The following is a 24,904-nucleotide window of genomic DNA, read 5'->3' as shown; positions in this document are numbered from 1 at the left end:
CTCGAATCAAGGATGTGCGGGCCATTTGAGGGGGGCAGGAGGAGGGCAGGGGGGCAGACCGCCCGGCCCGGGGCCGAAGGCGTACGGGAACGCGGTCAGTTGGCGGCGACTGCACTGCGCCCACTGGCATCAGCGGTGGGCACCGGACCCCGCTGAGCCGGCCGGGGGCTTGCGGCGTTACGCCGTGTGCCCGTGCTCCGTCTCGTCGTCCACCGTCTGCTCGGCCGCCGGGGCGTCCATGGACATGACGCGCCGGGCGTTCTCCTCCGCGGCGACCTCGTAACGGTCGGACGGGTCGGAGACCTTCAGCCCGTTCCCGTTGTCCGTGCCCGCGACGGGGCCCTGCCGCTGCTGGACGACATGCGTGAGTTCATGGGCCAGGGTGTGACTGTCGCTGCCGCCCTCACCGATGACGATGTGGCTGCCGGACGTGTAGGCGCGGGCGCCCATCTCCTGCGCCGACTTCTTCGCGACCGCGTTGTCATGAATCCGTACGTCGCTGAAGTCGACGCCGCCGAACCGCGCCTCCATGTCCTGCAGCTGCGCGCCGGGAAGGGGCTGGCCGGGCATGCCCAGTACATCGTGCGCGGCCATCCGGCGCTGCACCGGAGCCTCTTCCTCCGGCAGGGCCTCCTGATGTCCGCAGGACGCCCCGTGGGCGTGCCGCTGGACCTCCAGCATGTGGGCGACCGCGGCATTTCCCACGGAACGCTGCAACGCCATGACGGCCTCCGGCGACTGCCGGCCCGGCAGCTGCCCGGCCAGGGCGGCCGCCGCCGCGTGGTGCTCCGGATGCGGCAACGCAGCGGGCTTGCGCAGCTCGTTCCCCTGCCGCTGCGCAGCGTTCACATCCTGCTTCCGCTCCTGCACCCACCCACTCCTTCGGTACTTCGTGCCGCATGTCGGTTACCTGTCTAGGCGACATCGGTGTCGGGGGGCAAGAGGTGGAAGGGCATACCGCACGTTCTTGCGGGTACGTCAGGTGGCCCCGCCGGGCAATCCGCGCGCCGGCCGCCTCAGCGCTGGGGCTGCAGGGGCGCGTTCCGCAGCACTTCCCGCGCGTGGGTGTTCCACTCGCGGAGGGTGTCGGACATGGGTATGGAGCCGGGCATGAGGAGGGAGTTGCGGCGGTAGAGGACCGTCTTCCCCTCCGGCTCGCGGTACCGGTTCTGCCAGCGCACCAGTTCGTCCTGATCAAGGGCGGTCTGCGCCGGGTCGGTGTTCAGGAGCCGCTCGATCTGCCCCGCGAGTCGGAGGAACTCGTGGTACAGGGTGCTGCGCTCTGCGGCCTTCCCCATGTTTTCCTCACAGTTAAGTCAGCGAACTCGCATTCTATTCACACTATCCGCACACGGGTTCGGCGACTTCGGGCGGCCCGTCCCGGGCCGGCCGGGTGGGCACCGCAAGGGCGCAGGAGGGAAGGCGACGACACCGTCGGCACCGGCTGTTGGTGTCGCGAACCTGCCGGACACCGGGCGGGGACTGTTGCTGAACTGGCTGTCACCGAGCAGGTGTTGCCCGGCCGGCCGCGGCTCCGTCGTCATGCTGGGGCCGATATCGGGGCCCGTCGGGGCCCGCCGAAGCCGGGGCATCTCGGGCGGGCAGCGAACTCTGCCCTCACGGTTGTCCTCCCCGGCCTGGAAGTCGCAGCGCCGGAGCGGCCACACTGGGTGTCCCAACACCTCACGCCCGGGGCGTGTCGGACACGAGGAGACCATCGATGCCGGAGCACATCGCAGACCAGGCCAGGGCTGCGAGCGACAAGCGCGGAGCGACGCCGGTACGGCGCCGGCCGGCCTCGCCGTCCGCTGCGTCCACGGCGGAACTCCCGGCCCCCGGGCTCCCGCTCGGCCCGGCCGCCGTCACGGCGCTGCAACGCTCCGCGGGCAACGCGGCGGTCTCCCGGACGGTGGGCAAGCACACCCCCGGCCACGCGCACGGCGACACCCACGCCCACGCCCATGGCGCCGGCCGCGCCCCTGGCCGCGCCCCCGGTTCCGGCCGCGCCGCCCCGGCTGTGCAGCGTGCTCCCCTGGGCATCTCCCACGCAGGGCCCTCCGGAGGAGCCCGGCAGCCGCTGGACTCCGAGGACGTGGACAACGTACGGGACTACGTCTTCACCTCGCTCGGCAAGGGCAACCACGAAGCCGTCGACCTGCTCCTCGACCGCCTGAAGGGCCTGAACCCACCGCCGGACTACCTCGACGACCTGCGGAAGCAGGTCGAGGCGCTGCGTCCCGGCGACGGCCCCGAGATCCCGTCCCAGGTCCATTTCATCTGGATCGGCGGAGCCATCCCGTCTGCCGCGCTCAACAACATCCTCGCGTGGGCCGGCCGGGCCACCAACACGGGCTGGACCATCAACCTCTGGACGGACCACAACTCGGCCCTGGGCACCATGAACCAGGCGCGGATCCGGACCACGAAGGGCCTGCAGCGCAAGTTCATCGAGGACGCCATCGACCCCCGCCTCGCCGAGGCCTACACCAAAGCGACCACCGGCAAGCAGAAGGCGTATCCGTTCGCCTCCGACATCGCCCGGTACAGCATCCTCAAGAAGCACGGCGGGGTGTACGCCGACGTGGACCTGGGCTCCGGAACGGTCAACCTCAAGGAGAACACCCCCAAGCTCGCGGAGAAGGACGTCCCCGTGCTCGGTCCGCTCATCCGCGACAAGCAGAGCCTGAACGCGACGCTGAGCCAGGCGGGTGCCGAGCGGGCGACCGGAAAGCCGACCGCGGCCCAGATCCGCGCCGCGGTGACTCATCTGCTCGAAACCGGGGGCTACGGAAACCACTTCATCGCCGCACAGAAGGAATCCGCGGTCATGGAGAAGATGATTGTGAAGATCGCCGCGAAGATCAAGGGGATGGACGCCGACGAACTGCACATGGCCGGTCCGGCGGCGTCCGGACCGTTCCCGCTCCTCCAGGTGGTGGAACATCACTTGGAGGAGGAGTTCGGCATCGAGGGCGGTCTCAACAGGGGCGAGTACGGCAGGTTCCAGGGCCAGGGCCGCCACTTCCACGACAACATGGAGTGGCTGACCCCGGAGAGCGAGAACCAGAACTACTGACCGGTTGACGGGCCGGCCGGGAACCAAGGGCTGTCCAGTGATCCACAGGCGCGGTCGTACGCCCGCCATGGATTACGGAACATCCGTTGGTGGGCCTGGTGGGCCTGGTGGGCCTGGTGGGCCTGGCGGACTGAGCGGGTCTGCCGGACTTGGTCCACCGGGCTGGGGCTGCCCCTTCCACAGCCACCGCGCCCGACAGGCGGAGCGCCGCCGACCGGCACGGCGTTGACCTCAAGCGCGGTTGGGGCGACAGGATCGGCCCATGACGAGTCAGGCGGATCACTTCGACATCAGCACTCTCATCAGCCTCTACTTCCGCACCCTGGACGAGCGGGAGTTCCCGGACGACTGGGCCCGCGCCTACTTCACCGACGACGTGCGGACGGTGACCCCGCTCGGTACTTCCGAGGGCATCGACGCCATGTGGCACACGCAGGAAGCGATCGAGCGCTACGCCCGCACGCAGCACATGTCCTCCGACGTCCTGGTCCACACCGACGCCGCCTCGGGAAGGACCACAGCTTCCTGGAACGCGCTGATGAGGCACGTGCACCACGACTCGACCCTGCGCACGCTCGGCCCGGAGGCCCTCCCCATCTTCACCGTGGGCGGGGTCTACCGGGCCGAACTGCGCCGGACACCGGAGGGCTGGCGCATCGCGCGGATGGAAATCGAGGCAGTCTGGACGACCGGCACGCCCCCTCACCTTCCGACGGCCCCTCGGATGCCGGAGCCGTGAGGAACTCCCGTGCACGCAAAGCACGTTACGGAAAGCGGACCTGCGTTCTCCATGGCGTCGACTCCTGCCGCGCAGCGTCGAGTCGGCCTGCCCGGACGGGCACCGGCAGCTGCGGACCCCGCGTCAATCTCCGCTGTAACCAAGGGTAGAGTCCGCGCGGTTCGTTGGAAACGTCCATGACCAGCAGAGTCCGGTAGCGTCGGCAGGCGCGGCGGGCAGGACAAGGGAGAGGTGTACACGCATGGGTGCCAGTGGCGTCATCGACGGGACCGATACGGGAGGGGGTGACCCGGCAGGGCCGTCGGTTCCCGCGAAGGACACGATCGAGGGGGGTGTCTCGGGGGAGCGCCTGGTGCTGTTCACCGACGCGGTGACCGCGATCTCCATCACCCTGCTGATCCTGCCGCTGGTGGACCTCGTCCCGGAAGTCGCGGCCGCCCATGAGGGCGCCAGGGAAGTGATCACCGGTCACCTCGACCAGATCTGGAGCTTCCTGCTCAGCTTCGCGGTCGTCGCGAACATCTGGCGGGAGCACCACCGGGCCTTCTCGACGGTCAAGCAGGCCAGCCGCCCCCTGACGGTGTGGAACATGGGATGGCTGCTCTCCGTCATCGTCATTCCGCTGCCGACGGAGATGCTCGGCACCTTCGGCCGCGACCGGTTCGTGGCGGCGTTCTACTACTCGACTCTCCTGGCCGGCATGGTCTGCCGGTTCGCGATGCTGAGGATCCTGAAGACCACCCCGGCGCTCCTCGATGAGGACGGCCCGGAGGTCCGCCGGAGGACGGAAGGCTTGTACACCGAGAGCTATCTCAACGTCTTCGCCCTGGTCATCGCCTTCGCCATCGCACTCGCCGTACCTGTCCTGCAGTACTACAGCCTGCTGCTGCTCGCCGTCCCGCCGAGGCTGGGGCATCTCCGGGGCCGGCGCACCGCCGCCTGATCACGGGAACGCCCAGCGCCCGGACCCCTGCCTGAGCCCTGGGGCAGCCGCGCCGCAGCTCGGGTATGCAGATGCCATGGCCCGGCAGTCGCAACGACTGCCGGGCCTGCGCACTTCGGCCGCCGACCGGGCCGACCGGTTACGGGAGAGCCATCCCCAGGGTCCGTCGAGACCGTGACGTCAGGACGGGGTCTGAGGCTTGAGCGTCTGGTCACCGCTGTTGGTGTCGTCGTCGCCGACGTACCACTTACCGTCGATCTTGTTGGCTTTCGCCTTGAACGTGAAGGTCTTCCGGTCCACATTGTGCGAGCGGGACAGCATGATCGCCCGCAGGGTCGTTCCATCAACCGTGATCTTGGCCGCCGGGACGACTGCCTCGTCGCCCTGCGGGGTGGGCACGTTGACCTTCACCGTCGGCCGGCCGGAGGGGGCGTTCTTCGGTGTGAACGCCTTGCTCATGGACGGCAGGCCGACGTTCAGCTCCTTGATGGTCGACGGGTCGTCGCACATCTGCGGGGTCGATGCCTTCGGCGGAGCCGAGCCGGTGCCCGGCATGGAGGAGAGCCGGCAGACCCGCTTCGCGTCCTTCTCGATGACCGCGTCCACCCAGGAGCCGACCGTGGATGACACCGTGGACTGGTCGTCGGCCTGTGTGCCGGAGCCGCCGTCCGACGACGCGCTGGAGTTGTCCGACGCCCCGGAGTTGTCCGACGCCCCGGAGTTGTCCGATGCGCCGGGGGAGGAGCTGCCGCTGTCGTGCGAGGCGGAGGCGGAGTGTGCGTGCGAATCGCCCGAGCATGCCGCCAGGAGCGGCGCCGCCGTCAGCAGGGTGGCCGCAGCGACCCAACCCATGACCCTCTTGCCGGACTCTGGTCGTGCCATGACTTTCTACTTCCTTACGCGTGGGGTGTCCTGACCGGCGTCCTGCGACACGTTGCGGCTCGTTGCTCTTCCAGCGGCCGTTACGCAGCCCAGGGCAGTCGGCCCTCCTTGCGGGTGGGGCCGCAGGTCTACGGGAGGGATCGGTTGGCGTAGTACGGGGTCTGCTCGTAGGTCTTGCCGCCCTGGTTCTCCAGGCAGGCGAAGCCTGTGATCGTCCCGTGCTTCTGCAAAGGCCGTGGGTTCCGACCGTACAAAGCAGCGTTGTGATCCGGGGGTTCCCGGATCATTTGCATTCGATCACATGAGCAACTGCTGTCCCAAGGGTCACCAGCTCCCTGTGACACGCCTCTGACAAACCACTGAAGAGGGTGTGACTCAGGTCTGTCTGCTGGACGGCCTCCGGGGACGCAGGCCGTGTTGGAATACAGGGAGTGGTGGCCCCGGTTCCGACGGGGCCACCACTCTCTGGCATGTCGGCAACCCGGTTCTGTCAGTCCGGCTCAGTCGGGCCGTCAGACCGGTTCTGCCGGGGTCAGCGGAAGCAGGTGGTCACGAGGACCGTGTCACCCTCGTTGAGGACCGTCGGGGCGTGCGGCGACAGCGAGATCACCGCGTCCTGCGGCTGCGGGCAGTCGGCCTTCCGGACCCGGGTGAAGTTGGGCGTGAGGCGGAAGTGGACGAGCATCTCCCTGGCCCGCAGTGAACTCGCGCCGTGCAGCGACTCCTTGGCGATCGAGCCGTCGCTGGTGCGGACGAGGAAGGTGGTGTCGTCGGTAGAGGTGACGGCCGATGCGGCCGGCTTCGAGGCGTGCGAGCTGCTGCCGACGGCGCCGCCGACGGCCAGGGCGGTGCCTGCCCCGCCGACGATGAGAGCGGTGGCGATGCCCGCTATGGCCGTGGCCCGCTTGCGGCGCGCCCCGCGTGCGATGGCGGCCGTGTCGAAGGTCGGCGTATCGGTGGTGTGGGCGAAGTCGTTCATGGCGTTCACCAGTTCCTGTTCGAAGGGTGTGCAGCCGAAAGGCTGTGAACCGTGTGAATTCATCAGATTCCTTCCGTGTGCTGCTGTGGTGAAGGGCCGGAGAGTGCGGGGAACTGGCCTCTGAGCTTGTCGATTCCACGAGCGAGCTGGGACCGCACGGTGCTCGGTGAGATCCTCAGGTCGGCGGCGATCTCGTCATCCGGCAGATCGTGGAAGTACCGGAGCACCACGACCGTCCGCATGCGCATCGGCAGACCCTGGAGGGCCCGCACCAACTGGTCCCTCGTGTCCACCTGTCCGTACTGATCCCCGGATGCGGCGCGTTCGGCGCCATCCTGGTGCGGGACCGTGCGGCGGAATCTCCGCCACCGGTCGTTGGCCAGGTTCACCATGATCCGCCGCACGTAGGCGTCCGGAGCATCCTTGGCGGCGATGGTGCGCCACTTGCGGCAGGCCCGTTCCAGGGTTTCCTGGACCAGGTCTTCCGCTGTCTCGCGGTTTCCCGTCAAGACGAGGGCCCCGCGGAACAGTGCGGCCGACCGGGCGACGACGAAGTCATGGAAGTCCATCTCGGACTCCGACTCCGCCGGCCTGGTCTTGCTGAGTCCGGTACGGATGTCGCGCTCGGTTGCCAGCTCCACATCCCCTCCCTTCCTGTCACCCCTCCTTGACGGGAAAGAAGTCTCGCCTGCTGCACGCACGTCGTGAGACCTGGGTCACAGTCCGGGGCGTCTGGAAGAACAGGCCCGGCAGGAGTCAGGCTGTTGCGTTCTCCGCCACGAGATGGGGAAGGAAGGCGGCCCAGGTGGTGGGGGAGACGGTGAGGGCGAGCGCGGGCGCTGGGTTACGGAGCAGCTGCTCACGAACGTCGCATTGACGCCGGAGGAGGCGGGCGGCGTACGGAATGGGGCGGGCGGCGTACAGGACGGGGCGCCCCCGCCGGACCCGGGCGGCGCACCGGACCTGGGCGGTCCGCCCGACCCCCCGCGGACGGAGCCGCCGAGTGTGCGGACTCCGGCCGTCGGGGGCCCGGAGCGCCGGGAAGTCGGCGGCTCTTACCGGGAAGAAGAATTACTGAAGAAGAACCTTCTCCACCCCCCACCCGAAACGCAGCCCGAGCCGACACCGGAACTGCTGTCCGCCGAGCGGGTGTTGCTGTCGCTGCGCGCGACCAGTCATGAGCTGCATCTCGGCGTACGGGAGGCGCGTCAGCTGGCGGAGGCGGCGGCCGAGTGGTTGCGGCGAGGTGTGTCGGCGGCGGAGCTGCGCAGGGCGCTGACGGCGGGCCTGCCGCCAGCCGGTGTCCGTTCGGCGATCGGCTTCCTGCGCCACCGGCTGACGGTGAAACTTCCCGCTGAGGCTGTGGCCGTGGTGGCCGATTCCGTAACGAGCGCAGCAGCGGCCGGTCTTGTGGTGTGCCGGGGGCCCGGTGACGAGCATGTGTTCCGGCCGGTGGGGGGACGAAACGCAGTGCCGCCGGTGCCGGACCGCGGGCGCGGGCCGGGCGGCGGGTCCGGCGGGTCCGGCGGGTCCGGTCACGCCCTGGCGGGTGCGGGTGGCGGCGGTGAACGGCTGAGCCCCGTTACCGTGTGGCCATGTCGCAAACCTCCGCCCTACTTGTCATCGACATGCAGAACTCCACGGTGGCGATCGCCCACCGGGCCGCCGAGACCGTCAGTGTGATCGCCGGGCTCCGTGAACGGGCCCTGGCGGCCGGTGTGCCGGTCGTGACGGTTCAGGATCAGGGTGGCGAGGGGATGGAGCCCGGTAGCGATGGCTGGCAGGTGGTGGCCGAACTCGCTCCGGCTGGTGACGGGTTGGTGGTGCGCAAGACCAGCCCCGACAGCTTTCTGGGTACCGGTCTCGACGCGATCCTGAAAGCGCTGGGTGCCACCGAGGTGGTGGTCACCGGGTTCGCGACCGAGATGTGCGTGGACACCACGGCGCGGCAGGCGCTGAGCCACGGATATGACGTGGTGCTGGTCGCCAACGGCCACACCACTTCCGTACGGCCCGAGTCCGAGTCCGAGTCCGAGTCCGAGTCCGAGTTCGGGGCGTACGCCCCGGCGGACCGGTCGATCGCGCACCATAACGAGATCTTCCGGAACATCCGATTCCCGGGTCGGCGCGTCCGTGTGCTGCCCGCGGCCGAGGTGGAGTTCAGCCCGGCCTTGTGATCGGCACTCCGGCTGTCGGAGCGGTTGGACGGGCCGACCGCTTCGCTGTGAAAACCAGCTGCGGTCTTCCGCCAAGTCGCCTACCGTCGGGGAGATTTCCGCCGGGACGCTTGAGACGTTGGGGATGATGGTGCGATACCCCACAGTGGGACGTAGTGGGCTGTCCGTGTCCGAGATCGGTTACGGAGCCTGGGGCATCGGTGAGTCCAGTTGGGTGGGGGCCACCGAGGACGAGTCCGTCCGGGCTCTGCACCGGGCCGTCGACCTCGGTGTGAACTTCATCGATACCGCGCGCGGCTACGGCGAGAGCGAGCGGATCGTCGGCCGGGTCGTCCGTGAGCGGACCGGTGACGAGGTGCGTGTCGCGACCAAGGTGCCGCCCAAGAACGGGGTCTGGCCGCCGCCCTTCGGGCTCGACCCGGCCGACGTGTATCCGGGTGAGCACATCCGTAAGGCTCTGGAGACCAGTCTGCGGGCCAGCGGCCTGGACCACTTCGACGTGCTGCAATTCCATGTGTGGAGTGACGACTGGGTCGGCCGGGGCGACTGGCTGGAGACGATCGCCGCGCTGAAACAGGAGGGGAAGATCGGCCTGTTCGGTGTCTCCATCAACGACCACGAGCCGGACAACGCACTCGCGCTCGTACGCAGCGGGGCCGTGGACAGCGTGCAGGTCATCTACAACATCTTCGACCAGTCGCCCGCCGACGCGCTGCTGCCGGCCTGCGAGGAGCACGGCGTCGGGGTCATCGTGCGGGTGGCGCTGGACGAGGGTGGTCTCACCGGCCGTATCACCGCGGACAGCACGTTCCCGGAGGGCGACTGGCGCCACCGGTACTTCCGCGACGACCGCCCGGCGCAGGTCGAGCAGCGGGTGGCGGCGATCGTCGCCGACCTCGGCATCGCGCCGGACGAGATCGCGGAGACCGCGCTGCGTTTCGTGCTGAGTTCGCCGGCGGTCTCCACTGTCATCCCCGGGATGCGGACCGTACGCAATGTGGAGCGCAACACTGCTCTGAGCGACGGGCGGGTGCTCACCGCGGACCAGCTCGCCGTGCTGGCGAAGCACCGGTGGGAGCGGAACTTCTATTCCTGATGCCGGATGCCTGATGTCCGACGCCCGGCTCCGATGTGCGATGGGCGGGCGCCGGCCGTCGGGGCGGCGGGGCGTTGTCAGACCCGGCTGGCAGGCTAGGACTCATGACGAGTACGAGCACTGAACGACCGATGCCGCCCCTGAACGCGGACGAGCGCATGAACCTGGAGAGCTGGCTCGACTTCTACCGGGCCACGCTGGCCATGAAGTGCGAGGGCCTCACGGAGGAACAACTGCGCACGGCCTCCGTGTCGCCTTCGTCCCTGACGCTGCTGGGGCTCGTCCAGCACATGGCGGAGGTCGAGCGGAACTGGTTCCGCCGCGTGTTGACGGGCGAGGACGCACCGGCCATCTACGGCCAACCGGTCGGTACGGAGGGGCACGACGAAGGATTCGGCCTCGCCGATGACGCCTCGTTCGAGGCGGCGCGGAACGCTTGGGAGGACGAGATCACCCGGGCCCGCGCCAACTGCGCGGCGCGGTCGCCGGATGACACCTCGCCGTTCATGGGCAGTGAGGTGAGCCTGCGGTGGATCTACACGCACATGGTCGGCGAGTACGCCCGGCACGACGGGCACGCGGACTTGATCCGCGAGCGGATCGACGGCAGCACGGGGGTCTGAGGCCCGGGACCCCGGGTCCGGGCCCTGGACCGTGCGTCGACGTAGCCGTACGAGGTGGGCGAGGAGCGCGTCAAGTGCCTTCGCCAGGGTGAGCGTCCCGTCACCCCACGTGCGCCCGCCCCGTCGTTCCAACAGCGGTGGCCCGCGCGTCGTTACGCAGGCCGCCGCTGAGTGTGGGTGCGAGCGCCTACCCGGTCGCAGTGCCGGCGAGTCGTGAGCCGTGAATCGTGAATCGTGAATCGCTCAGGAATCCTGCAAGCCACTGAACGAGTCGAACCAGACGGTGGTCCGCCCGACCTTTCCGTTTTCCTCCTTGACCGTGCGGTTCGCATACGGGGGGTTGAGGATCCACGGCATCTTGTGGGGGCCCCAGCCCGTCTGCATGGATTCGATCTGCACCGCCCCGTAGGTGGCCACCGCGAGCTTCCCGGTCTCCCTGAACATCTGCACCTGCTTGGTCAGATAGTCCTTGTTGGAGGCGAACCACGGACTCATCGTGAGGAAGTCGTCCCACCTCTCCTGAGGGAAGGGCTTCTTGATCGCGTTGCCGATCACCTGCCATACGCGGGTGTTCGGGGACACGTGGTACTTCTCTGCGTAGGCCGCCGGGATCGTGTCGCCCATGTGTTTCTGCCAGAGCAGTACGAGGGAGAACTCCGTGGCGAGGAACTTCTTGCCCTTGTCCAGGCGGGACACGACGTACTGGACGTATTGGCCCGCCGCTTGCAGGGAGTCGACGTGCGGATGGATGTCGAGGCCCTCGATCTCCGGTTTCCTGTTGACGAAGGCGACCCACCGCTCGGTGGCCTGGGTGCGCGCTTCCTTCCTGTCGAGGTGGTTGAGCGCCCCCATATACAGGCGGGTCCTGCACCCGTGCGGGAATTTCTTCGTGCGGTAGGCGATGACGTGCTCGGCTATGTACTCGTAGAACACATTGAGCCGTGCGTCGCGCTCGTCCTTCATGGTTTCGAGGAAGGGCTCGTTGCCGATGGTGAGGATGTCCGTTTTCCCCATGACGGCGTCCAGCACCCGGTCCACGCGCTTCAGTTGCGTGTCCATCTCCGGGCTGCCGACCTTGGGCAGTGGCTGCCCGGCGGTCATGAAGGGGAACTTCATCGAGAGAATCGTCCTGAAGTCGTTCCCGTTCGCGTCGAGCAGCTTGGCGACGGCCCGCTGCTGGGTCGCGGTGTTCGCGTCGAGATCGGCCGTCATCGGGACGAAGCCGCGCACCCACTTCGCCGAAAGTGTCTTCATCTCGGCGAAGTCCAAGTCGGACGGGTCCTCGTTGAAGTTCACGCCGAGCGCGCCGTCCGGGGCCTCGCCCGTGGGTGCGTCGCTGCCCGTCGGGGTCGGCTGCTTGCTCCCGCTCCCGCTGCTCCCCTTCCCACTCGGGTGCTTGTCCGTGGCACTGCACGCCGCTGTGAGGAGGGCGGCGCCGGACACCCCCAGCAGCCGGCGGCGCGAGGTCGGCCTCGCGGAGGAGGGCGTACCGGACGTGTCGGTCCGTTCGGACGACTCGTACCGCATTGCTGTTCTCCGATTCTGCTGACGTCGTTGCCGGCCGTCGTCCCCGACCGGCGTCGTCCGTGGAGGGCCGGCCGGGCGGAGGTCGCTGCACCCTCTTTGCTGACAGGAGGCTCATCCTCGGTGGCGACGCCCGGCGTTGGTCCGTGCCTGATCAACGTAGTTGATCGGAATCGGAGCACGGGCCCGGACCCCTCCTGACCGACCGCGCCGGTCGAGCGTCGGGTCAGTGGGTCAGGACCGGGGCGTGCGCCCACCGGAAGACGTGGGCGAGGGCGGGGGCGACGATCGAGGTCGGCAGCTCGGAGTCGAACCAGCGGTCGACGTACGTCCAGTGGTAGGGGTGCAGCAGGTACGCGCCTGTCAGACCGTCGACGTCGGCGAACTCCTGCTCCCAGACATGGGTCCAGCGTGAGGACTCCACGGTGGCGTCGACACGGCTCAGTGCCCACGAGTGGATGGTCGCGATGTGATCGGGCATCGCCATCAGATCGGCCTCGAAGCGGGCCACGGTCTCCGGCGGAGTGCCAGGTCGCACCGTGAGCGCCAGGGTGCGCTTCACGCGTGGCCCGGACAGCTCCACCTGCCGCGAGGCCACCGGCGCGAGCGGTACGGCGTCGACCTGCGCATCGGCCTTCGCGTCGGCCTGCGCATCGACCTGGGCATCGGCCTGCGCATCGGCCTGGGCATCGGCCTGCGTGTCGCCTTTCGTGTCGCCTTCCGTGTCGATCGTCGCGTCGCGCAGGAGCGACCGCACCGCGGACGCGGACAGATTCCCGTCGGTGGTGAGGTCCCCGCTCAGGCCCAGGCCGCCGAAGCTGCCCGGCAGATCGGTCCCCGCTGAGCAGGCCCGGACGCCGGGCAGCAGGGCGGCCGCCCGGTCGAGGCCGGTGACCGCTTCGGGCGTCGACGTGAAAATCACCCAGCGGGTCATGCGATCCCCTCCAGAGGCCGGCTCGCCCGGCGGTCCCGCTCGACGGCGAGGGCGTCGGTATACGCCCAGAAGGCCGCGACCTCGGGATCGGCGGCCGCGGCCGCGCGCATCTCGTAGAAGGCGTACGGGCTGGGGAGCGTCCACACCACGGACAGGGCGACGGTCCCGGTGCCGGTGTGTGCGCGGTACACCCCCCGCAACGTCATCCCCCGTGTCCGGGCGCGGGGGAGATAGTCCTCGCGCCAGCGTTCGAGCCAGGGCCCGGCGTCATCCACCTCCAGCACTACGCGGTCGTGTACCTGGACCTGCACCTGCACCTGAACCTGTACCTGGGCCCGTGCCTGCACCTGTACGTCGGTCACAGTTTCTCCAGGATCTCGTCGCGGTACCGGTCGATCTGTTCACGCAGCCCCTCCAGGCCGCGCGGCCCGAGCAGCCCGTCCGCGCCGCCGATGCGCGGCGACATCACCAGCCGGTTCGCCCCGGCCCGCACGTACTCCCGCACCCAGGCGGGGTCGTTCCTCGCCCGCTCCGCGTCGCAGGACCCGGGCCAGGCCGTGAGGGCGACGGCGTCCTCCGCCCGTCCTGCCGCGCGGGCACACCGGCGCAGCAGGTCCGCCTGCCGGGCGAAGTCCTCGGCGGTGATGGTGTAGGGGAACCAGCCATCGCCGCAGCGCGCCGCCCGCCGCACGGCGGGGTCGCTGTTGCCGCCCAGCACGATCGGCACCGCGCCCGACTCCGGCCGGGGCAGGCAGTGCACCCGGTCGAAGGACACATGCTGTCCCTGGAAGCTCGCGGGGGCCTGGGACCACAGCGCGCGCATCGCCTCGATGCACTCGTCCAACCGTGCTCCCCGGTGCCGGTACTCCACGCCGACGGCCGCGTACTCCTCCTTCTGCCAGCCGATGCCCAGGCCCAGCATCAGCCGCCCGCCCGAGTGGCGGTCGATCGTCGCCGCCCGCTTGGCGAGCACCACCGGGCTGTGCAGCGGCGCCACCACCATCGCCGTGCCGAACCGCAGGGTGCTCGATGCCCCGGCGAGGAAGGCGATCGTCTCCAGCGGGTCCGGCATCGGTATCGCGTCGGGGGCGCTGGGCATCTGCCCCGAGCGCGCATAGGGGTACAGCGGCTCGTAAGCCTCGGCCATGACCACGTGCTCGACCGTCCAGAGCGACTCGACGCCGCACTCCTCCAGCGTCCCCGCGAGATCGCGCAGGAAGCCGCCCGAGGTGATCAGCCCGTCCGCGAACGGCGCCATCATGCCCAGCCGCACCATCGTCACCCCTCCCTCACCGCCCCTTTCTAATGGGAGCGATTAAGTAATTGGAGCGATTAATATCGGCTCGTGGCAGAGAAGACAAGACCTGGAACGACGGCGACACGACAGCGCCTGCTGCGCGCGGCCGAGGAACTCTTCGCGGAACGCGGGGTGGCCGCCACTCTCACCAGAGAGATCACCGAACGCGCGGGGCAGGGCAACTCCTCAGCGCTGCACTACCACTTCGGCTCCCGCGAGGGGCTGCTGAACTCGATCCTGTCGGAGCATCAGCAGCGGGTGGAGGCGGCACTGGGCCCCGCGCTGGCGGAACTCGACCGCGATGCCCCGCTGGCGGCGCTGACCCGGGCGTATGTCGCGGCTGAGGACGCCGAGTTGGCACACGACAGCGGCCGCTACTGCCTGCGGATCGTCGCGCAGCTCGCCCACGAGACCGGTTTCCGCGACGGCGCACCACATCGGGCCCTGCGCGACAGCCTGCTCTGGCAGCTGTTCGAACGCGTCGACGCCCGCTTGGTCCAGGACCTCGGCGTGCCACCCGACCTCGCCAAGGAGCGCGTCGAGTCGATGGTGATGCTCGTCGGTGCGGCGTTCGCGGACCGCGCACGCCAGGTGCAGTCCGGGCGTCGGCAGGCGGTGGGCGGGGCGAGGTACTGCGCGGACCTGACCTCGATGCTCACCGCCATGCTGGGCGCCGCGGGCGACGGCTGCTTCATTGACGAGGACGGGGCGGCGGGCCCGGACGGCGAAGCGTAGCGCCGGCTGCGGGGCCGATCCCCCAGCCCTGGTGCAGTGCGTCCGCGAAGGCGCCCGCCAGTTTCCGTTCGCCGCTGTCGTTCGGGTGGGTGCCGTCGTACGTGTCGGTGTGGATGTCGTACGTCTCGGGCCGCGAGGCCAGCAGGAGCGGTGAGCGTGGTTCGTCCAGGTCCGCGAGGGTCTTCGCCAGCAGTACGTTGAAGTGGGCGACCTCCGCCGCGAACGGCGCGTCCGTCTCGGCGCGGATGTTCGGGATCACCGGGAGGAGCACCGCGCGGATGTGCGGGTTCGCCTCGCGTGCCTCGGTCAGGAAGCGGCGGGCGTGCAGCGCGGTCTGTTCGGCGTCCGTGTAGAAGCCGAGGTCTATCAGGCCGAGGGAGACGAGCAGCAGGTCCGCCCGGTGTGCGGCCGCCGTCTCGCGGATCACCGGGGCCATGTGCTGCCAGCCCTTGCCCCAGCCCGACAGATGGCGGCGGGCTCCGGCGGGGAAGGCGGGGTCCCCGTACGCCGTGCTCGACTCGTACAGCTCGGTGCGCGGCCCGACGATCTCGCAGCTGTCGCCCAGGTGCTGCCACATGCGGTAGCGCCAGGTGTAGTCGCCGGCGCGGCCTATGGTCATCGAGTCGCCGACGAACATCATCCTCAGACGCATCCCGTCATCATCGCCGATGGTGCGGGGGTGGCAGTCTTGGGGGCATGCGTTCGCTTCAGTACGTCGCCGGGGCCGCGGCCACCGTCCTGTTCGCCCTTGTTCCGGCCGGCCCGGCGGCCGCGGACGACGGGGGCTTCACGATCAAGGATCCCCGGATCACGGAGTCCAGCGGCCTGGCCGCGAGCCGTCTCCACCCCGGTATCTACTGGACCCACAACGACAGCAGCGACGGCCCGTACGTCTACGCGGTGGACTCGAAGACGGGCCAGACCGTGGCCCGGGTCACGATGCGCGGGGTCGGGGCGCCGCGCGACGTCGAGGCGATCTCGATCGGGCCCGACGGTGACATCTACGTCGGGGACATCGGCGACAATCTGGACGGGAGTTGGGACCACGTCTGGATCTACCGCTTTCCCGAGCCGAAGCAGCTGAAGAAGGAAGAGACGGTCCACGCCACGCAGTTCACCGTCAAGTACGCCGACGGGCCGCGCAACGCGGAGGCGCTGATGGTCCACCCGAAGACGGGCCGCGTCTACATCGCGTCGAAGAACCAGACCAAGGGCGGGCTCTACGTGGGTCCCACGAAGCTGTCGGCGTCGAAGACCAACGTCTTCCGGCGGATCGACGACGTGCCGTGGGTGACCGACGGCGCGTTCTCCCCGGACGGGAAGCAGCTGACACTGCGGGGCTACCTGGGGGCGGAGTCGTACGACTGGAAGCCCGGCGGCGGACTCGGCACCGAACACGAGCTGGGCGTGCCGTTCCAGGGCCAGGCCGAGTCGGTGACGTACACACCGGACGGATCGGCGCTGATGATGGGCTCCGAGGGGGCACAGAGCCGGGTGCTGCGCTTCCCGGTGGAGAAGCCGAAGGGCTCGGACGGCGGCAGCAAGTCATCGTCCGGCAGCGGGAGTTCATCAGGCGCGGGGGATGACGGGGCCGGTGGCTCCGGGGGGTCTCCGACGGCGTGGGGCGTGGGTGTCTTCGCCGTGCTGTTCCTGCTGTTCATGGGGGTGAAGCGGCTGTTCGGGAGGGGGCGGAGGTGAGAATGGGGCCCGCCCTCTGCGCGCCCGGTGGTCCGGGCGGGCTCAGTCCTTGGCGCGGACGGTCGCCCCGGCCTGAAGGACCGCGGCGACATCGAGAGTGACGTCACCGCCGATCGAGGCGGGGAGCGGGGCTTGCTGGCCCGCGGCGAAGATCTGGTGACTGGCGTAGTCACTCCCGACCGGCTCGGTGAGGACGTGGACGCGGTTGTGCTTGCGGTTCACGATCACGTAGACGGGGATGTCGGCCTCGGCATACACGGACACCTTGGCGCGCAGATCCTGGTTGTAGTTGCTCGACGTGACTTCCAGGACGAGGCGGAAGACAACGGGGTCGTAGCAGTTGTGCGCGATGAGATGTGCGGCGTAGTCGCCATCGACGATCGCGAGATCGGGGATGGCGTAGTCCTCCGCTCCGCGCGGAAGCCACAGGCCGATGCTCTGAAGGACTTTCGTTTCCTCGTTGTGCAGCCCTGCTGAGAGGAAGGGGACCATGAGCGTGGTCAGTACTTCCGCGTGAGGGCCGTCCGGGGGCGGGGTCACGGTGAGGATGCCTCCGATGATCTCAACGCGGTAGCCGGGCAGCTGCTCCATGAGGAGGTCGGCCTCTTCGAGCAGGGTCGGCGGCTCGCCGTCACAGGGGTGCTCGACTGCTGCGGCAGACATGAGGGCCTCCTGGTGGCTGGTGTCGAGAACATCATGGTAGGCCGGGCCCGGCTGCTGGGCGGGCTTGCGAAACGGTTGCCCGGACGAGTGAGGCAGGGTGCCCGGGTTGCCGGGGGCCGGCTCTACGGGCCCCAGTGGGCCGGTCTGGTCAGTGACGGGGGGAGCCTGGTCGTCGTGTCGCCCTTGGCCGCGTTCAGCTGGGGCTGGGTGAGGAAGAAGCAGCCGGTGAGGTCCGCGCCGGTGAGGCCGGCGTCGCGCAGGTCGGCGCCTATGAGGTCGGCCAGGCGGAGGTCGGCGCCGGTCAGGTCGGCGGCTATCAGATAGGCCCCGCGCAGCGTGGCGCCGTGCAGGTCCGCGCCCCGGAGCCGGGCGCCCATGAGATCTGCGCCGCGGTGGTCCTTCTGCGCGTGGTTCTTCGTCGCCTGGTCCTTCTTCGGCCGGTCCTTCTTCGGCCGGTTCCTCTTCGGGCCATCCGCCTGGTGCGCCTGGTTCGCCGTCGCGCGGACCAGGTCGCTGGTGCGGAGCAGCAGCTCGTTGACCTTCCGGCGGTGGGCCCCGACGTCCAGGGCGGCCAGTTCGTCCGGGCCGAGCAGTGTGAGTGCCTCGGTGGCTTCGAGGAGGTCGCGGAGGCCGGGGTGGACCGGGGCGGCCGGGGCGAGGGTGAGCGCCTCGGTCAGGTACCAGAGCAGTTCGTGGAGCTGGCGTACGACGGGGAACGTGGCGAACATCCGCTGCGCGGTGTCAGGCGCCTGCCGCCAGTCCCGGCCGCCGAAGGTGACCTGCGAGACCTGCTGGCCCGCGCCGAAGCAGTCGTACACGGTGCAGCCCTGGAACCCCTTGTCGCGCAGCCGGGTGTGAATGCCGCACCGGAAGTCCGACTGGAGGTTGGTGCAGGGCTGACCCGCGCTTTTGCTGACCGCGAAGTCGGCGGACGCGGTGAAGGGGAGTGCGACGCAGCACAGCCCGAAACAGTTGGCGCAGTCGCCTTGCAGGCGCGGACGCAGCCGTATGTCGTCGGGCACGGGGAAGGAGCCTCCGGGGTGGGGCGGGCGGTGCTGCGTGGATGGGTGATTCATTTTATGCGGCGCGGGCGGGGGCCCCGATGTCGAGCTCGGTCGCGGGCCAGGCGTTCCGTGGAGGGCGGGCCCGTACGGATCGGGCCGACCTGTGCCGGTATGCCGTGCGTCGTCCTACACTGCTCGCGTGACTGCTGCGTACGACTACGAGGACATGCACCACTTGGTGGACCGGCTCACGCCGCCCCAGGTGCGTCGCCTGCGGCTGCTCGTCACCCAGGATGCCGAGCTTGCTCACGTTGCGGAGTCGCTGCCCACTGCGCACTCGGCCGATGCTGCACCCGAGGGGCTGGCTGCCCTGATCGGCAGCGTCGACGGGCCCGCAGACATGGCGGAACGGCATGACGACCACATCCGCGAACGGATGCGCGAGCGCTTCGGCGACCAGGCGTGAGGGCCACGGTCCTGGACACGGGACCTCTGGCAGCAGCGCTGAACGCGAACGACCGTCGACACGCTGAGTGCGCATCGCTCCTTCTTTCGCTGAGCGGCCGTCGACTGCTGCCCAGCCCCGTCCTTACCGAGGTGTGCTGGCTGCTGGAGCGCTGGCCCAAAGTTGAGGCGGCCTTCCTCGCCGAGGTTGCCCGGGGGACGTTCGAACTGGTCCATCTCACTCCGGCCGACCTGAACCGCATGGGCGAGCTCGTCCTTCAGTACGCCGATTTCCCGCTTGGCGGGGTCGACGCCTCGGTGGTCGCGGTGGCCGAGCGTTTCGGCGTCGGTCATGTGGCCACGCTCGATCGCCGGCACTTCAGCGTCATCCAGCCGGCGCACGTCTCCGCGCTCACCCTGCTCCCGTAGGTGGCCCTGCGTACTCTCGCCGGATGCGTACCCCGATGAACGACCCGAGCGCCGTCCCTGCCCCTGGCTCCGCCGCCGCTCCGGCTGCCATGCGCACCGCGCGGCTCGATCTGCTGCCGCTCCGTGTGTCGGATGCCGAGGAGATGGCCGTAGCGCTGTCCGATCCGGGCCTTCACGCGTTCATCGGCGGCAGCCCCATGGACGTCGACGAGCTGCGGGCCCGGTACGGGCGTCAGGTCGCCGGGTCGCCCGATCCTGCGGTGGTCTGGTGGAACTGGGTGATCCGGTTGCGTACGGAGGAGTGCCTGGCCGGGACCGTGCAGGCCACCGTCGCAGGGCCCGTCGCCGAAGTCGCGTGGGTGGTGGGGGCGCCGTGGCAGGGGCGGGGGATCGCCAAGGAGGCGGTGGCCGCGCTGGTGGCGTGGTTCGGGGAGGTGGGCGGCGTACGGGAGGTGGTCGCGCACATCCATCCGGATCATGCGGTATCCGCTGCTGTGGCCAGGGCAGTCGGGCTCGCTCCCACCGAGGAGCGGCAGGACGGCGAGGTGCGGTGGCGGCTGGTGCTGCCGCCCGCTCCCGGCCACCCTCGTGCCTGAGCCTGTCCGCTCCGCCCTTCCACCTGGGGCTGCCCCCTCTTCCGTCCGGGCCCTGGGGGGTGCACAGGCGTTTACCCTAGGGGTGAACGCCTGTGCACCCCTGGCATCACGCACGGGCCCCACGCCACACCGCGAGCCCGACGGAGAGCCATGTCCCCAGCCATACCCAGACCCGAAGCACCCGCAGGCGCACCCGCCGAAGCGGACCAGGCACCCCACCCCCGCATGTTCGTCGGTGTGCTCGCCTTCTGCGGTGTCGTCGTCGCCGTCATGCAGACGCTCGTCGTGCCGCTGCTGCCGCACGTACCGGCGCTCACCGGCTCGACCCCGGCCGCCGCCAGCTGGCTCGTCACCGTCACGCTGCTGACCGGGGCCGTCTGTACGCCCGTGCTGGGGCGGGTCGGGGACATGTACGGGAAGCGGCGGGTGCTCGTCGCCGCGCTCGGGGTGCTGGTCGTCGGGTCCGTGCTCTGTGCGGTCAGCTCCGACATCGGGGTGCTGATCACCGGGCGCGCGCTCCAGGGGGCCGCGCTCGCCGTCGTACCGCTGGGGATCAGCATCATGCGGGACGAACTGCCGCCCGTCAGGGTGCTGTCGTCCGTCGCCCTGATGAGTTCGACGCTGGGGATCGGCGCGGCCGTCGGGCTGCCCATCGCCGCGTTCGTCATCGAGCACTCCGACTGGCACACCATGTTCTGGGCCTCGGGCGCGCTCGGGGTGCTGGACATCGTGCTGGTGCTGACCTTCGTCCCGGAGTCCTCGCTGCGTACGCGCGGCCGGTTCGACGCGCTGGGCGCGCTCGGGCTGAGCGCGGCGCTGGTCTGTCTGCTGCTCGCCACCACCCAGGGCGGCGAGTGGGGCTGGGGGTCAGCCCGGGTCGTCGGGCTGTTCGTCGCCGCCGTCGTGATCGGGCTCGTCTGGGGCCGTTACGAGCTGGGCGTCTCGTCGCCCGTGGTCGACCTGCGGGTCTCGGCCAGGCCCTCGGTGCTGTTCGCCAACCTGGCCGCGCTGCTCATCGGCTTCGCCTTCTACGCCAACTCCCTCTCCACCGCCCAGATGGTGCAGGAGCCGAAGAGCACCGGATACGGTCTCGGCGCCTCGATCGTGGTGGGCGGGCTCTGTCTGCTGCCGGGCGGGCTCTCCATGGTGGCGCTCTCGCCGGTCTCCGCCCGGATCTCCGCCCGGTACGGGCCCAAGGTCACGCTCGCGCTCGCCTCGGGCGTCCTGGCCGTCGGGTATCTGGTGCGCTTCTTCACCAGTCACAGCCTGTGGCTGATCATCGTGGGCGCCACCGTGGTGGCCTCCGGTACCGCCCTCGCGTACTCCGCGCTGCCCTCGCTCGTGATGCGCGCGGTCCCGGTGAGCGAGACCGGGGCGGCCAACGGGCTCAACACTCTGATGCGCTCGGTCGGACAGGCTTTCTGCTCGGCCGTGGTCGCCGCCGTACTCGCCAACGTCACCTTCCGGGTCGGCGGCCGCACCGCGCCCACCCTGCACGCGTATCTGCTGGTCTTCCTGATCGCGGCGGGTGCCGCGCTCGCCGCGCTGGCCGTCACGCTGTGCATCCCGGGCAGCTCGGCGGTCCCGGCCGGTAGCGTCGGGGAGCGAGGTTCGAAGGTGCCTGTCCGGGAGGATGCATGACCGTTGGCGGTACGGATGCGGGTGTGGGTACGGGTACGGGGACGAGTTCGGGCGCGGGTACGGGTGCCGACGTGGGGACCAGTGGGCGGGATGCCATCCTGCTCGCCGCCCGGCGCGCGTTCACCCGGCGCCCGTACGCCGAGGTGACCATGCGCGGGATCGCCGCCGACGCGGGTGTGAGCGCCTCGCTGATCGTGAAGCGGTTCCGGACGAAGGAGGAGCTGTTCAACACGGTCACCGACTTCGGGCCGGCCGCCGACGAGCTGTTCGACGCACCCCTCGGCTCGCTCGGCCGGCACATGGTGCTCTCGCTGGTACGGAGCCGACGTGCCCAGCAGGCCGACCCGCTGCTGCGCGTCGTGTTCTCCCTCGGCAACCGTGACGAGCGCTCCCTGATCAATGAGCGCTTCCGCGACCAGGTCACGTCCCGGCTGGCCGCCCGCCTCACCGGCGACGAGCGCGAACTGCGCGCGGAGCTGATCGCCGGGCAGCTGCTCGGCATCGGCGCGGCACTCAGCCTGCACCGGCCCGGCGCCGGTGAACTGGCCACGCCCGAACGGCTGGCCGAGCTGTGCGGGCCGGCGCTCCAGCGGCTGATCGACGGTGCCTGAATCGGCGATGTCTGAATCGACGGTGCCTGAATTGCCGGTGCCTGAGCCGAAGTTCTAGCCGAAGTTCTGACGAATGCCGGGCCCCACCTGGAGTGGGCGACCGTCAGCTTTCGGTGTCGAGGTGGATGTGTTCGATGCCGTTGTCCAGGAAGGCGGCCAGGTCCTGGGCTTCGGTGTGAACGGCCTCCTGTTCCAGGGTGGTGAGGGGCCGTAGGGGGCTGATGCGGAGTTGGTGGTCGCGCACGGTCCAGGTGGCGGTGACGCGTCCGTCAACGAGGACGGTGCGGTGGCCCGCGACGGACAGACCGAGGTGGGGGGCGTCGATGATGCGGCTGCGGTCGTGGTAGCCGAGGATGGCGTTGTCGAAGGCCGGAAGGAACCGGACGGGGGCCGGGGTGTCGGGGTGGGGGCGGGGCGCGTCGGGCAGGTCGAGCAGTTCGCGGCCGCGTTCGTCACGGAAGACGACGAGTTCCTCCCGGGCCGCTCTGACGGCGGCGGGAAGGCCGGTGAGGCCGCACCAGGCACGCAGATCCGCGCCGGCCGCGGGCCCGTACGCGGCGAGGTAGCGGTGCAGCAGTTGCCGTCCGACGGGATCGCTGCCATCGGCGGGAAGGGGATCGATGTCCTGTTCCAGCCAGGTACTCAACGGCAGGTTGCGTACGCCGGCGGTCTGGTGCCACAGGCCGCGGGGCGGGAGTTGGGCCATGGGGATGAGGGCTGCGACGAGCAGCTCGCCCAGGACGCGGCGTGGTGGGCCGGGCCAGCGGTCTTCAAGAGCCTGTACGAGCTCGGTCATGGTGCGGGGCCGCTGGTCGGCCATGACCGCGCGGCCGGCGGCGGCGACCTCGTCCACGTCGATGCCGGCCAGTTCGCGCCGGTAGGTTCCCAGTACTCGCCCGCGCAGCATGGTGTCGTGGCGGGCCCGCCAGGTGAGCGCGTCGCCGGCGGTGACGAGGTGGACGGTGCGCCGCATCAGGTGGGTGCGGACCACCACGCGACCGGTCAGCGCAGCGTCGAGTTGCTCGGGTTCGAAATCGGACAGGCGGGACCACAGCCCGGTGAAGGGTTCCTGAGGATCCTGCGCCTGCAAGCCGCACAGATGGGCCACTGCCTCCGGCACGGAGCTGTCGCTGCGCGTGAGCAGGTGCTGGCGGGCGAGGGTGGCGCGGTTGAGGGCACGGGCGTCGAGGACAGTCATGGCGTTCTCACGCGGCGGCTCGCTCGTGGGACGGGCGTCGGCGCAGTTCCGTGTGGGTGAGGGAGGGAGGCGTGTAGGACACGTCCAGCGGGCCGATGTCGGTGCCGGGCGGGACGATCGCGTCGATCTTGTCGAGGATGCCGTCGCCGAGGGTGAGGGTGGCGCCGGCGAGCACGTCGTCCAGCTGGTCCATGGTGCGCGGGCCGATGATGGCGGAGGTGACGTCGGGATGGCCGGTGGCGAAGGCCATGGCCAGGTGTGTGAGGGAGTGGCCGGTTTCTTCGGCGAGGGTGAGCAGTTGCTCGACCGCGTCGAGCTTGCGCTCGTCGGTGAGGTGCCGGGAGACCCAGTGCATGCGGGCGTTGTCCGGCCGCGGCGCGTTCTTGCGGTAGCGGCCGGTGAGCAGGCCCATGGCCAGCGGGCTCCACACCAGAACGCCCAGGCCGTAGCGGTGGCAGGCGGGCAGGATCTCCCGCTCGATGCCGCGGTTGAGGAGGGAGTAGGTGGGCTGCTCGGTGCGCAGGCGGTGCAGTCCGCGCCGCTCGGACACCCACTGGGCTTCCACGATTTCCGAGGCCGGCAGGTTGGAGGAGCCGATCGCCCGGACCTTCCCGGCGCGCACGAGGTCGGTGAGCGCGGAGAGGGTCTCCTCGATGTCCGTGTACGGGTCCGGGTGGTGGATCTGGTAGAGGTCGATGTAGTCGGTCCGCAGCCGCTTCAGCGAGCCCTCGACCGCCTGGACGACCCAGCGCCGGGAGCTGCCGCCGCGGTTGGGGCCCTCGCCCATCGGTCCGTTGAACTTGGTCGCCAGCACGACCTCGTCGCGGCGTCCCCTGAGGGCCTTTCCGACGATCTCCTCGGTCTCGCTGTAGCCGTAGACGTCGGCGGTGTCGACGAAGTTGATGCCCTCGTCCAGCGCCCGGTGGATCATGCGCGCGCAGTCGTCGTGATCCGGATTGCCCATCTTGCCGAACACCATGGTGCCCAGGCAGTAGGCGCTGACTTCGATACCGGTCCGTCCCAGTTTCCGCATTCTCACGGTGGCCCGTCTCCTTCCGCTGCTGTACGTGGTCGGTGCCCGCGCCGTCCGGGCCGCCCGGGTGGCTGCGGCGGCCCGGACGGCGCAGGCGAGTCGGCTCGGCTCAGCCGTTGTACGGAGCGGTGACGTCCAGGACCCAGGTGATGCCGAAGCGGTCGGTGAGCATGCCGTACAGCGGCGCCCACTGCGCGGGCTCCAGTGGGCTGACGATGGCCGAGCCCTCGGCGAGCTTGCCCCACAGGGTGCGGATCTCCTCGGTGTCGTCGCCGCGAACGGAGACGAAGAACGGGTTCTCGCCCTGGTTCCAGGGCAGATGCGAGGGCACGTCGTAGGCCATGACGTGGAAGCCGTTGTCGCCGGCCACCTCGCCCCACATCACCCAGTCCGCCTCGCTCTCGTTCCGTACGGCGCCCGCGTCCTTGTAGGTGACGGCGACCGTACGTCCGCCGAAGACGGACCGGTAGTAGTCCAGCGCCTCACGTGCGGTACCCCGGAAGTTCAGGTGAGTGGTGGTCGTGACGGACATGACCTGCTCCTTGCCTCGATGTGACACCTGTGCGCCGTCGGCCGTCGATG

General features: G+C 69.8%; 28 protein-coding genes. 13 read left to right on the top strand and 15 right to left on the bottom strand.

What is annotated here, in order from left to right; genetic code table 11:
* Positions 1-177: 177 nt before the first annotated feature.
* Positions 178-870 carry an eCIS core domain-containing protein gene (locus OHB13_RS15855; protein WP_401602217.1) on the bottom strand — a complete coding sequence of 231 codons (693 nt, stop codon included), beginning with the start codon at positions 868-870 and terminating at the stop codon, positions 178-180.
* Between the two features lie 146 nt (positions 871-1,016).
* Positions 1,017-1,298 (bottom strand): hypothetical protein, encoded by a 282-nt coding sequence (locus OHB13_RS15850; protein ID WP_328377558.1) that lies wholly within the window; start codon positions 1,296-1,298, stop codon positions 1,017-1,019.
* Positions 1,299-1,720: 422 nt separating this feature from the next.
* Between OHB13_RS15850 and OHB13_RS15845 the strand changes: the two genes are divergently transcribed.
* The 3 genes from OHB13_RS15845 to OHB13_RS15835 all read left to right on the top strand — a co-directional run bounded on the left by OHB13_RS15845 (position 1,721) and on the right by OHB13_RS15835 (position 4,758).
* Positions 1,721-3,076 (top strand): TcdA/TcdB catalytic glycosyltransferase domain-containing protein, encoded by a 1,356-nt coding sequence (locus OHB13_RS15845; RefSeq protein ID WP_328377557.1) that lies wholly within the window; start codon positions 1,721-1,723, stop codon positions 3,074-3,076.
* Between the two features lie 262 nt (positions 3,077-3,338).
* Complete coding sequence (locus OHB13_RS15840; RefSeq protein ID WP_328377556.1) at positions 3,339-3,815, top strand: nuclear transport factor 2 family protein; 477 nt, start codon at positions 3,339-3,341, stop codon at positions 3,813-3,815.
* Positions 3,816-4,056: 241 nt separating this feature from the next.
* Positions 4,057-4,758, top strand: coding sequence for a TMEM175 family protein (locus OHB13_RS15835; protein WP_328377555.1), 702 nt, complete (start codon positions 4,057-4,059; stop codon positions 4,756-4,758).
* A gap of 180 nt (positions 4,759-4,938) precedes the next feature.
* On the opposite strand, the gene OHB13_RS15830 is transcribed toward OHB13_RS15835, so the two are convergent.
* The 3 genes from OHB13_RS15830 to OHB13_RS15820 all read right to left on the bottom strand — a co-directional run bounded on the left by OHB13_RS15830 (position 4,939) and on the right by OHB13_RS15820 (position 7,260).
* Positions 4,939-5,640, bottom strand: coding sequence for a hypothetical protein (locus OHB13_RS15830; RefSeq protein WP_328377554.1), 702 nt, complete (start codon positions 5,638-5,640; stop codon positions 4,939-4,941).
* Between the two features lie 532 nt (positions 5,641-6,172).
* Positions 6,173-6,619, bottom strand: a complete 447-nt coding sequence (locus OHB13_RS15825; RefSeq protein ID WP_328377553.1) for a hypothetical protein — start codon at positions 6,617-6,619, stop codon at positions 6,173-6,175.
* A gap of 62 nt (positions 6,620-6,681) precedes the next feature.
* Positions 6,682-7,260, bottom strand: a complete 579-nt coding sequence (locus tag OHB13_RS15820) for a SigE family RNA polymerase sigma factor (protein WP_443062946.1) — start codon at positions 7,258-7,260, stop codon at positions 6,682-6,684.
* Positions 7,261-8,214: 954 nt separating this feature from the next.
* Between OHB13_RS15820 and OHB13_RS15815 the strand changes: the two genes are divergently transcribed.
* The 3 genes from OHB13_RS15815 to OHB13_RS15805 all read left to right on the top strand — a co-directional run bounded on the left by OHB13_RS15815 (position 8,215) and on the right by OHB13_RS15805 (position 10,515).
* The gene (locus OHB13_RS15815) at positions 8,215-8,796 is read left to right on the top strand and encodes an isochorismatase family protein (RefSeq protein WP_328377552.1); all 582 of its coding nucleotides are present in this window, start codon (positions 8,215-8,217) and stop codon (positions 8,794-8,796) included.
* Between the two features lie 130 nt (positions 8,797-8,926).
* Positions 8,927-9,892, top strand: coding sequence for an aldo/keto reductase (locus tag OHB13_RS15810; protein ID WP_328380304.1), 966 nt, complete (start codon positions 8,927-8,929; stop codon positions 9,890-9,892).
* Between the two features lie 104 nt (positions 9,893-9,996).
* Positions 9,997-10,515: a DinB family protein gene (locus tag OHB13_RS15805; RefSeq protein ID WP_328377551.1), complete on the top strand. Its 519-nt coding sequence runs from the start codon at positions 9,997-9,999 to the stop codon at positions 10,513-10,515.
* Between the two features lie 243 nt (positions 10,516-10,758).
* On the opposite strand, the gene OHB13_RS15800 is transcribed toward OHB13_RS15805, so the two are convergent.
* The 4 genes from OHB13_RS15800 to OHB13_RS15785 all read right to left on the bottom strand — a co-directional run bounded on the left by OHB13_RS15800 (position 10,759) and on the right by OHB13_RS15785 (position 14,249).
* Entirely contained in the window at positions 10,759-12,042 is a 1,284-nt protein-coding gene (locus OHB13_RS15800) for a hypothetical protein (RefSeq protein ID WP_328377550.1), read from the bottom strand.
* A 223-nt stretch (positions 12,043-12,265) separates the two neighbouring features.
* On the bottom strand, positions 12,266-12,973 hold the full coding sequence (locus OHB13_RS15795; protein ID WP_328377549.1) for a Dabb family protein: 708 nt from the start codon (positions 12,971-12,973) through the stop codon (positions 12,266-12,268).
* A complete protein-coding gene (locus OHB13_RS15790; RefSeq protein WP_328377548.1) occupies positions 12,970-13,335 on the bottom strand; it encodes an NIPSNAP family protein in 366 nt (121 codons plus the stop codon). Before OHB13_RS15790 ends, OHB13_RS15795 begins: the two co-directional genes overlap by 4 nt.
* Complete coding sequence (locus tag OHB13_RS15785; RefSeq protein WP_328377547.1) at positions 13,332-14,249, bottom strand: LLM class F420-dependent oxidoreductase; 918 nt, start codon at positions 14,247-14,249, stop codon at positions 13,332-13,334. Before OHB13_RS15785 ends, OHB13_RS15790 begins: the two co-directional genes overlap by 4 nt.
* Before the next feature lie 69 nt (positions 14,250-14,318).
* On the opposite strand from OHB13_RS15785, the gene OHB13_RS15780 reads away from it, so the two are divergent.
* Positions 14,319-15,005 (top strand): TetR/AcrR family transcriptional regulator, encoded by a 687-nt coding sequence (locus OHB13_RS15780; RefSeq protein ID WP_328377546.1) that lies wholly within the window; start codon positions 14,319-14,321, stop codon positions 15,003-15,005.
* On the opposite strand, the gene OHB13_RS15775 is transcribed toward OHB13_RS15780, so the two are convergent.
* Positions 14,962-15,651 carry a GDSL-type esterase/lipase family protein gene (locus tag OHB13_RS15775; RefSeq protein ID WP_328380303.1) on the bottom strand — a complete coding sequence of 230 codons (690 nt, stop codon included), beginning with the start codon at positions 15,649-15,651 and terminating at the stop codon, positions 14,962-14,964. The genes OHB13_RS15780 and OHB13_RS15775 overlap by 44 nt on opposite strands.
* Positions 15,652-15,701: 50 nt before the next feature.
* Here OHB13_RS15775 and OHB13_RS15770 point away from each other — a divergent pair, with 50 nt between their 5' ends.
* Positions 15,702-16,703 carry a WD40 repeat domain-containing protein gene (locus OHB13_RS15770; protein ID WP_266855706.1) on the top strand — a complete coding sequence of 334 codons (1,002 nt, stop codon included), beginning with the start codon at positions 15,702-15,704 and terminating at the stop codon, positions 16,701-16,703.
* Positions 16,704-16,745: 42 nt separating this feature from the next.
* On the opposite strand, the gene OHB13_RS15765 is transcribed toward OHB13_RS15770, so the two are convergent.
* A complete protein-coding gene (locus OHB13_RS15765; protein ID WP_328377545.1) occupies positions 16,746-17,366 on the bottom strand; it encodes a Uma2 family endonuclease in 621 nt (206 codons plus the stop codon).
* Positions 17,367-17,488: 122 nt separating this feature from the next.
* On the bottom strand, positions 17,489-18,388 hold the full coding sequence (locus OHB13_RS15760; protein WP_328377544.1) for a pentapeptide repeat-containing protein: 900 nt from the start codon (positions 18,386-18,388) through the stop codon (positions 17,489-17,491).
* Positions 18,389-18,569: 181 nt separating this feature from the next.
* Between OHB13_RS15760 and OHB13_RS15755 the strand changes: the two genes are divergently transcribed.
* The 5 genes from OHB13_RS15755 to OHB13_RS15735 all read left to right on the top strand — a co-directional run bounded on the left by OHB13_RS15755 (position 18,570) and on the right by OHB13_RS15735 (position 22,091).
* Complete coding sequence (locus OHB13_RS15755; protein WP_266855708.1) at positions 18,570-18,836, top strand: hypothetical protein; 267 nt, start codon at positions 18,570-18,572, stop codon at positions 18,834-18,836.
* The gene (locus OHB13_RS15750; protein ID WP_266855709.1) at positions 18,833-19,243 is read left to right on the top strand and encodes a type II toxin-antitoxin system VapC family toxin; all 411 of its coding nucleotides are present in this window, start codon (positions 18,833-18,835) and stop codon (positions 19,241-19,243) included. Before OHB13_RS15755 ends, OHB13_RS15750 begins: the two co-directional genes overlap by 4 nt.
* 23 nt (positions 19,244-19,266) lie before the next feature.
* Positions 19,267-19,839: a GNAT family N-acetyltransferase gene (locus OHB13_RS15745; RefSeq protein ID WP_405944390.1), complete on the top strand. Its 573-nt coding sequence runs from the start codon at positions 19,267-19,269 to the stop codon at positions 19,837-19,839.
* A 150-nt stretch (positions 19,840-19,989) separates the two neighbouring features.
* Complete coding sequence (locus OHB13_RS15740) at positions 19,990-21,480, top strand: MFS transporter (RefSeq protein ID WP_328377543.1); 1,491 nt, start codon at positions 19,990-19,992, stop codon at positions 21,478-21,480.
* Positions 21,477-22,091, top strand: a complete 615-nt coding sequence (locus tag OHB13_RS15735; RefSeq protein WP_328377542.1) for a TetR/AcrR family transcriptional regulator — start codon at positions 21,477-21,479, stop codon at positions 22,089-22,091. Before OHB13_RS15740 ends, OHB13_RS15735 begins: the two co-directional genes overlap by 4 nt.
* 103 nt (positions 22,092-22,194) lie before the next feature.
* Here OHB13_RS15735 and OHB13_RS15730 read toward each other — a convergent pair whose 3' ends face one another.
* The 3 genes from OHB13_RS15730 to OHB13_RS15720 form a co-directional block, all read right to left on the bottom strand.
* Positions 22,195-23,289 carry a winged helix DNA-binding domain-containing protein gene (locus OHB13_RS15730; protein ID WP_328377541.1) on the bottom strand — a complete coding sequence of 365 codons (1,095 nt, stop codon included), beginning with the start codon at positions 23,287-23,289 and terminating at the stop codon, positions 22,195-22,197.
* Between the two features lie 7 nt (positions 23,290-23,296).
* Positions 23,297-24,328 (bottom strand): aldo/keto reductase, encoded by a 1,032-nt coding sequence (locus OHB13_RS15725; protein WP_328377540.1) that lies wholly within the window; start codon positions 24,326-24,328, stop codon positions 23,297-23,299.
* 103 nt (positions 24,329-24,431) lie between these two features.
* A complete protein-coding gene (locus OHB13_RS15720) occupies positions 24,432-24,854 on the bottom strand; it encodes a VOC family protein (RefSeq protein WP_328377539.1) in 423 nt (140 codons plus the stop codon).
* Between the last annotated feature and the right edge of the window lie 50 nt (positions 24,855-24,904).

It is taken from the genome of Streptomyces sp. NBC_00440 (genome assembly GCF_036014215.1).
GTDB lineage: Bacteria > Actinomycetota > Actinomycetes > Streptomycetales > Streptomycetaceae > Streptomyces.
Note: the sequence above shows the minus strand (reverse complement) of the source record. Positions and strands in the feature narration are given on the sequence as shown.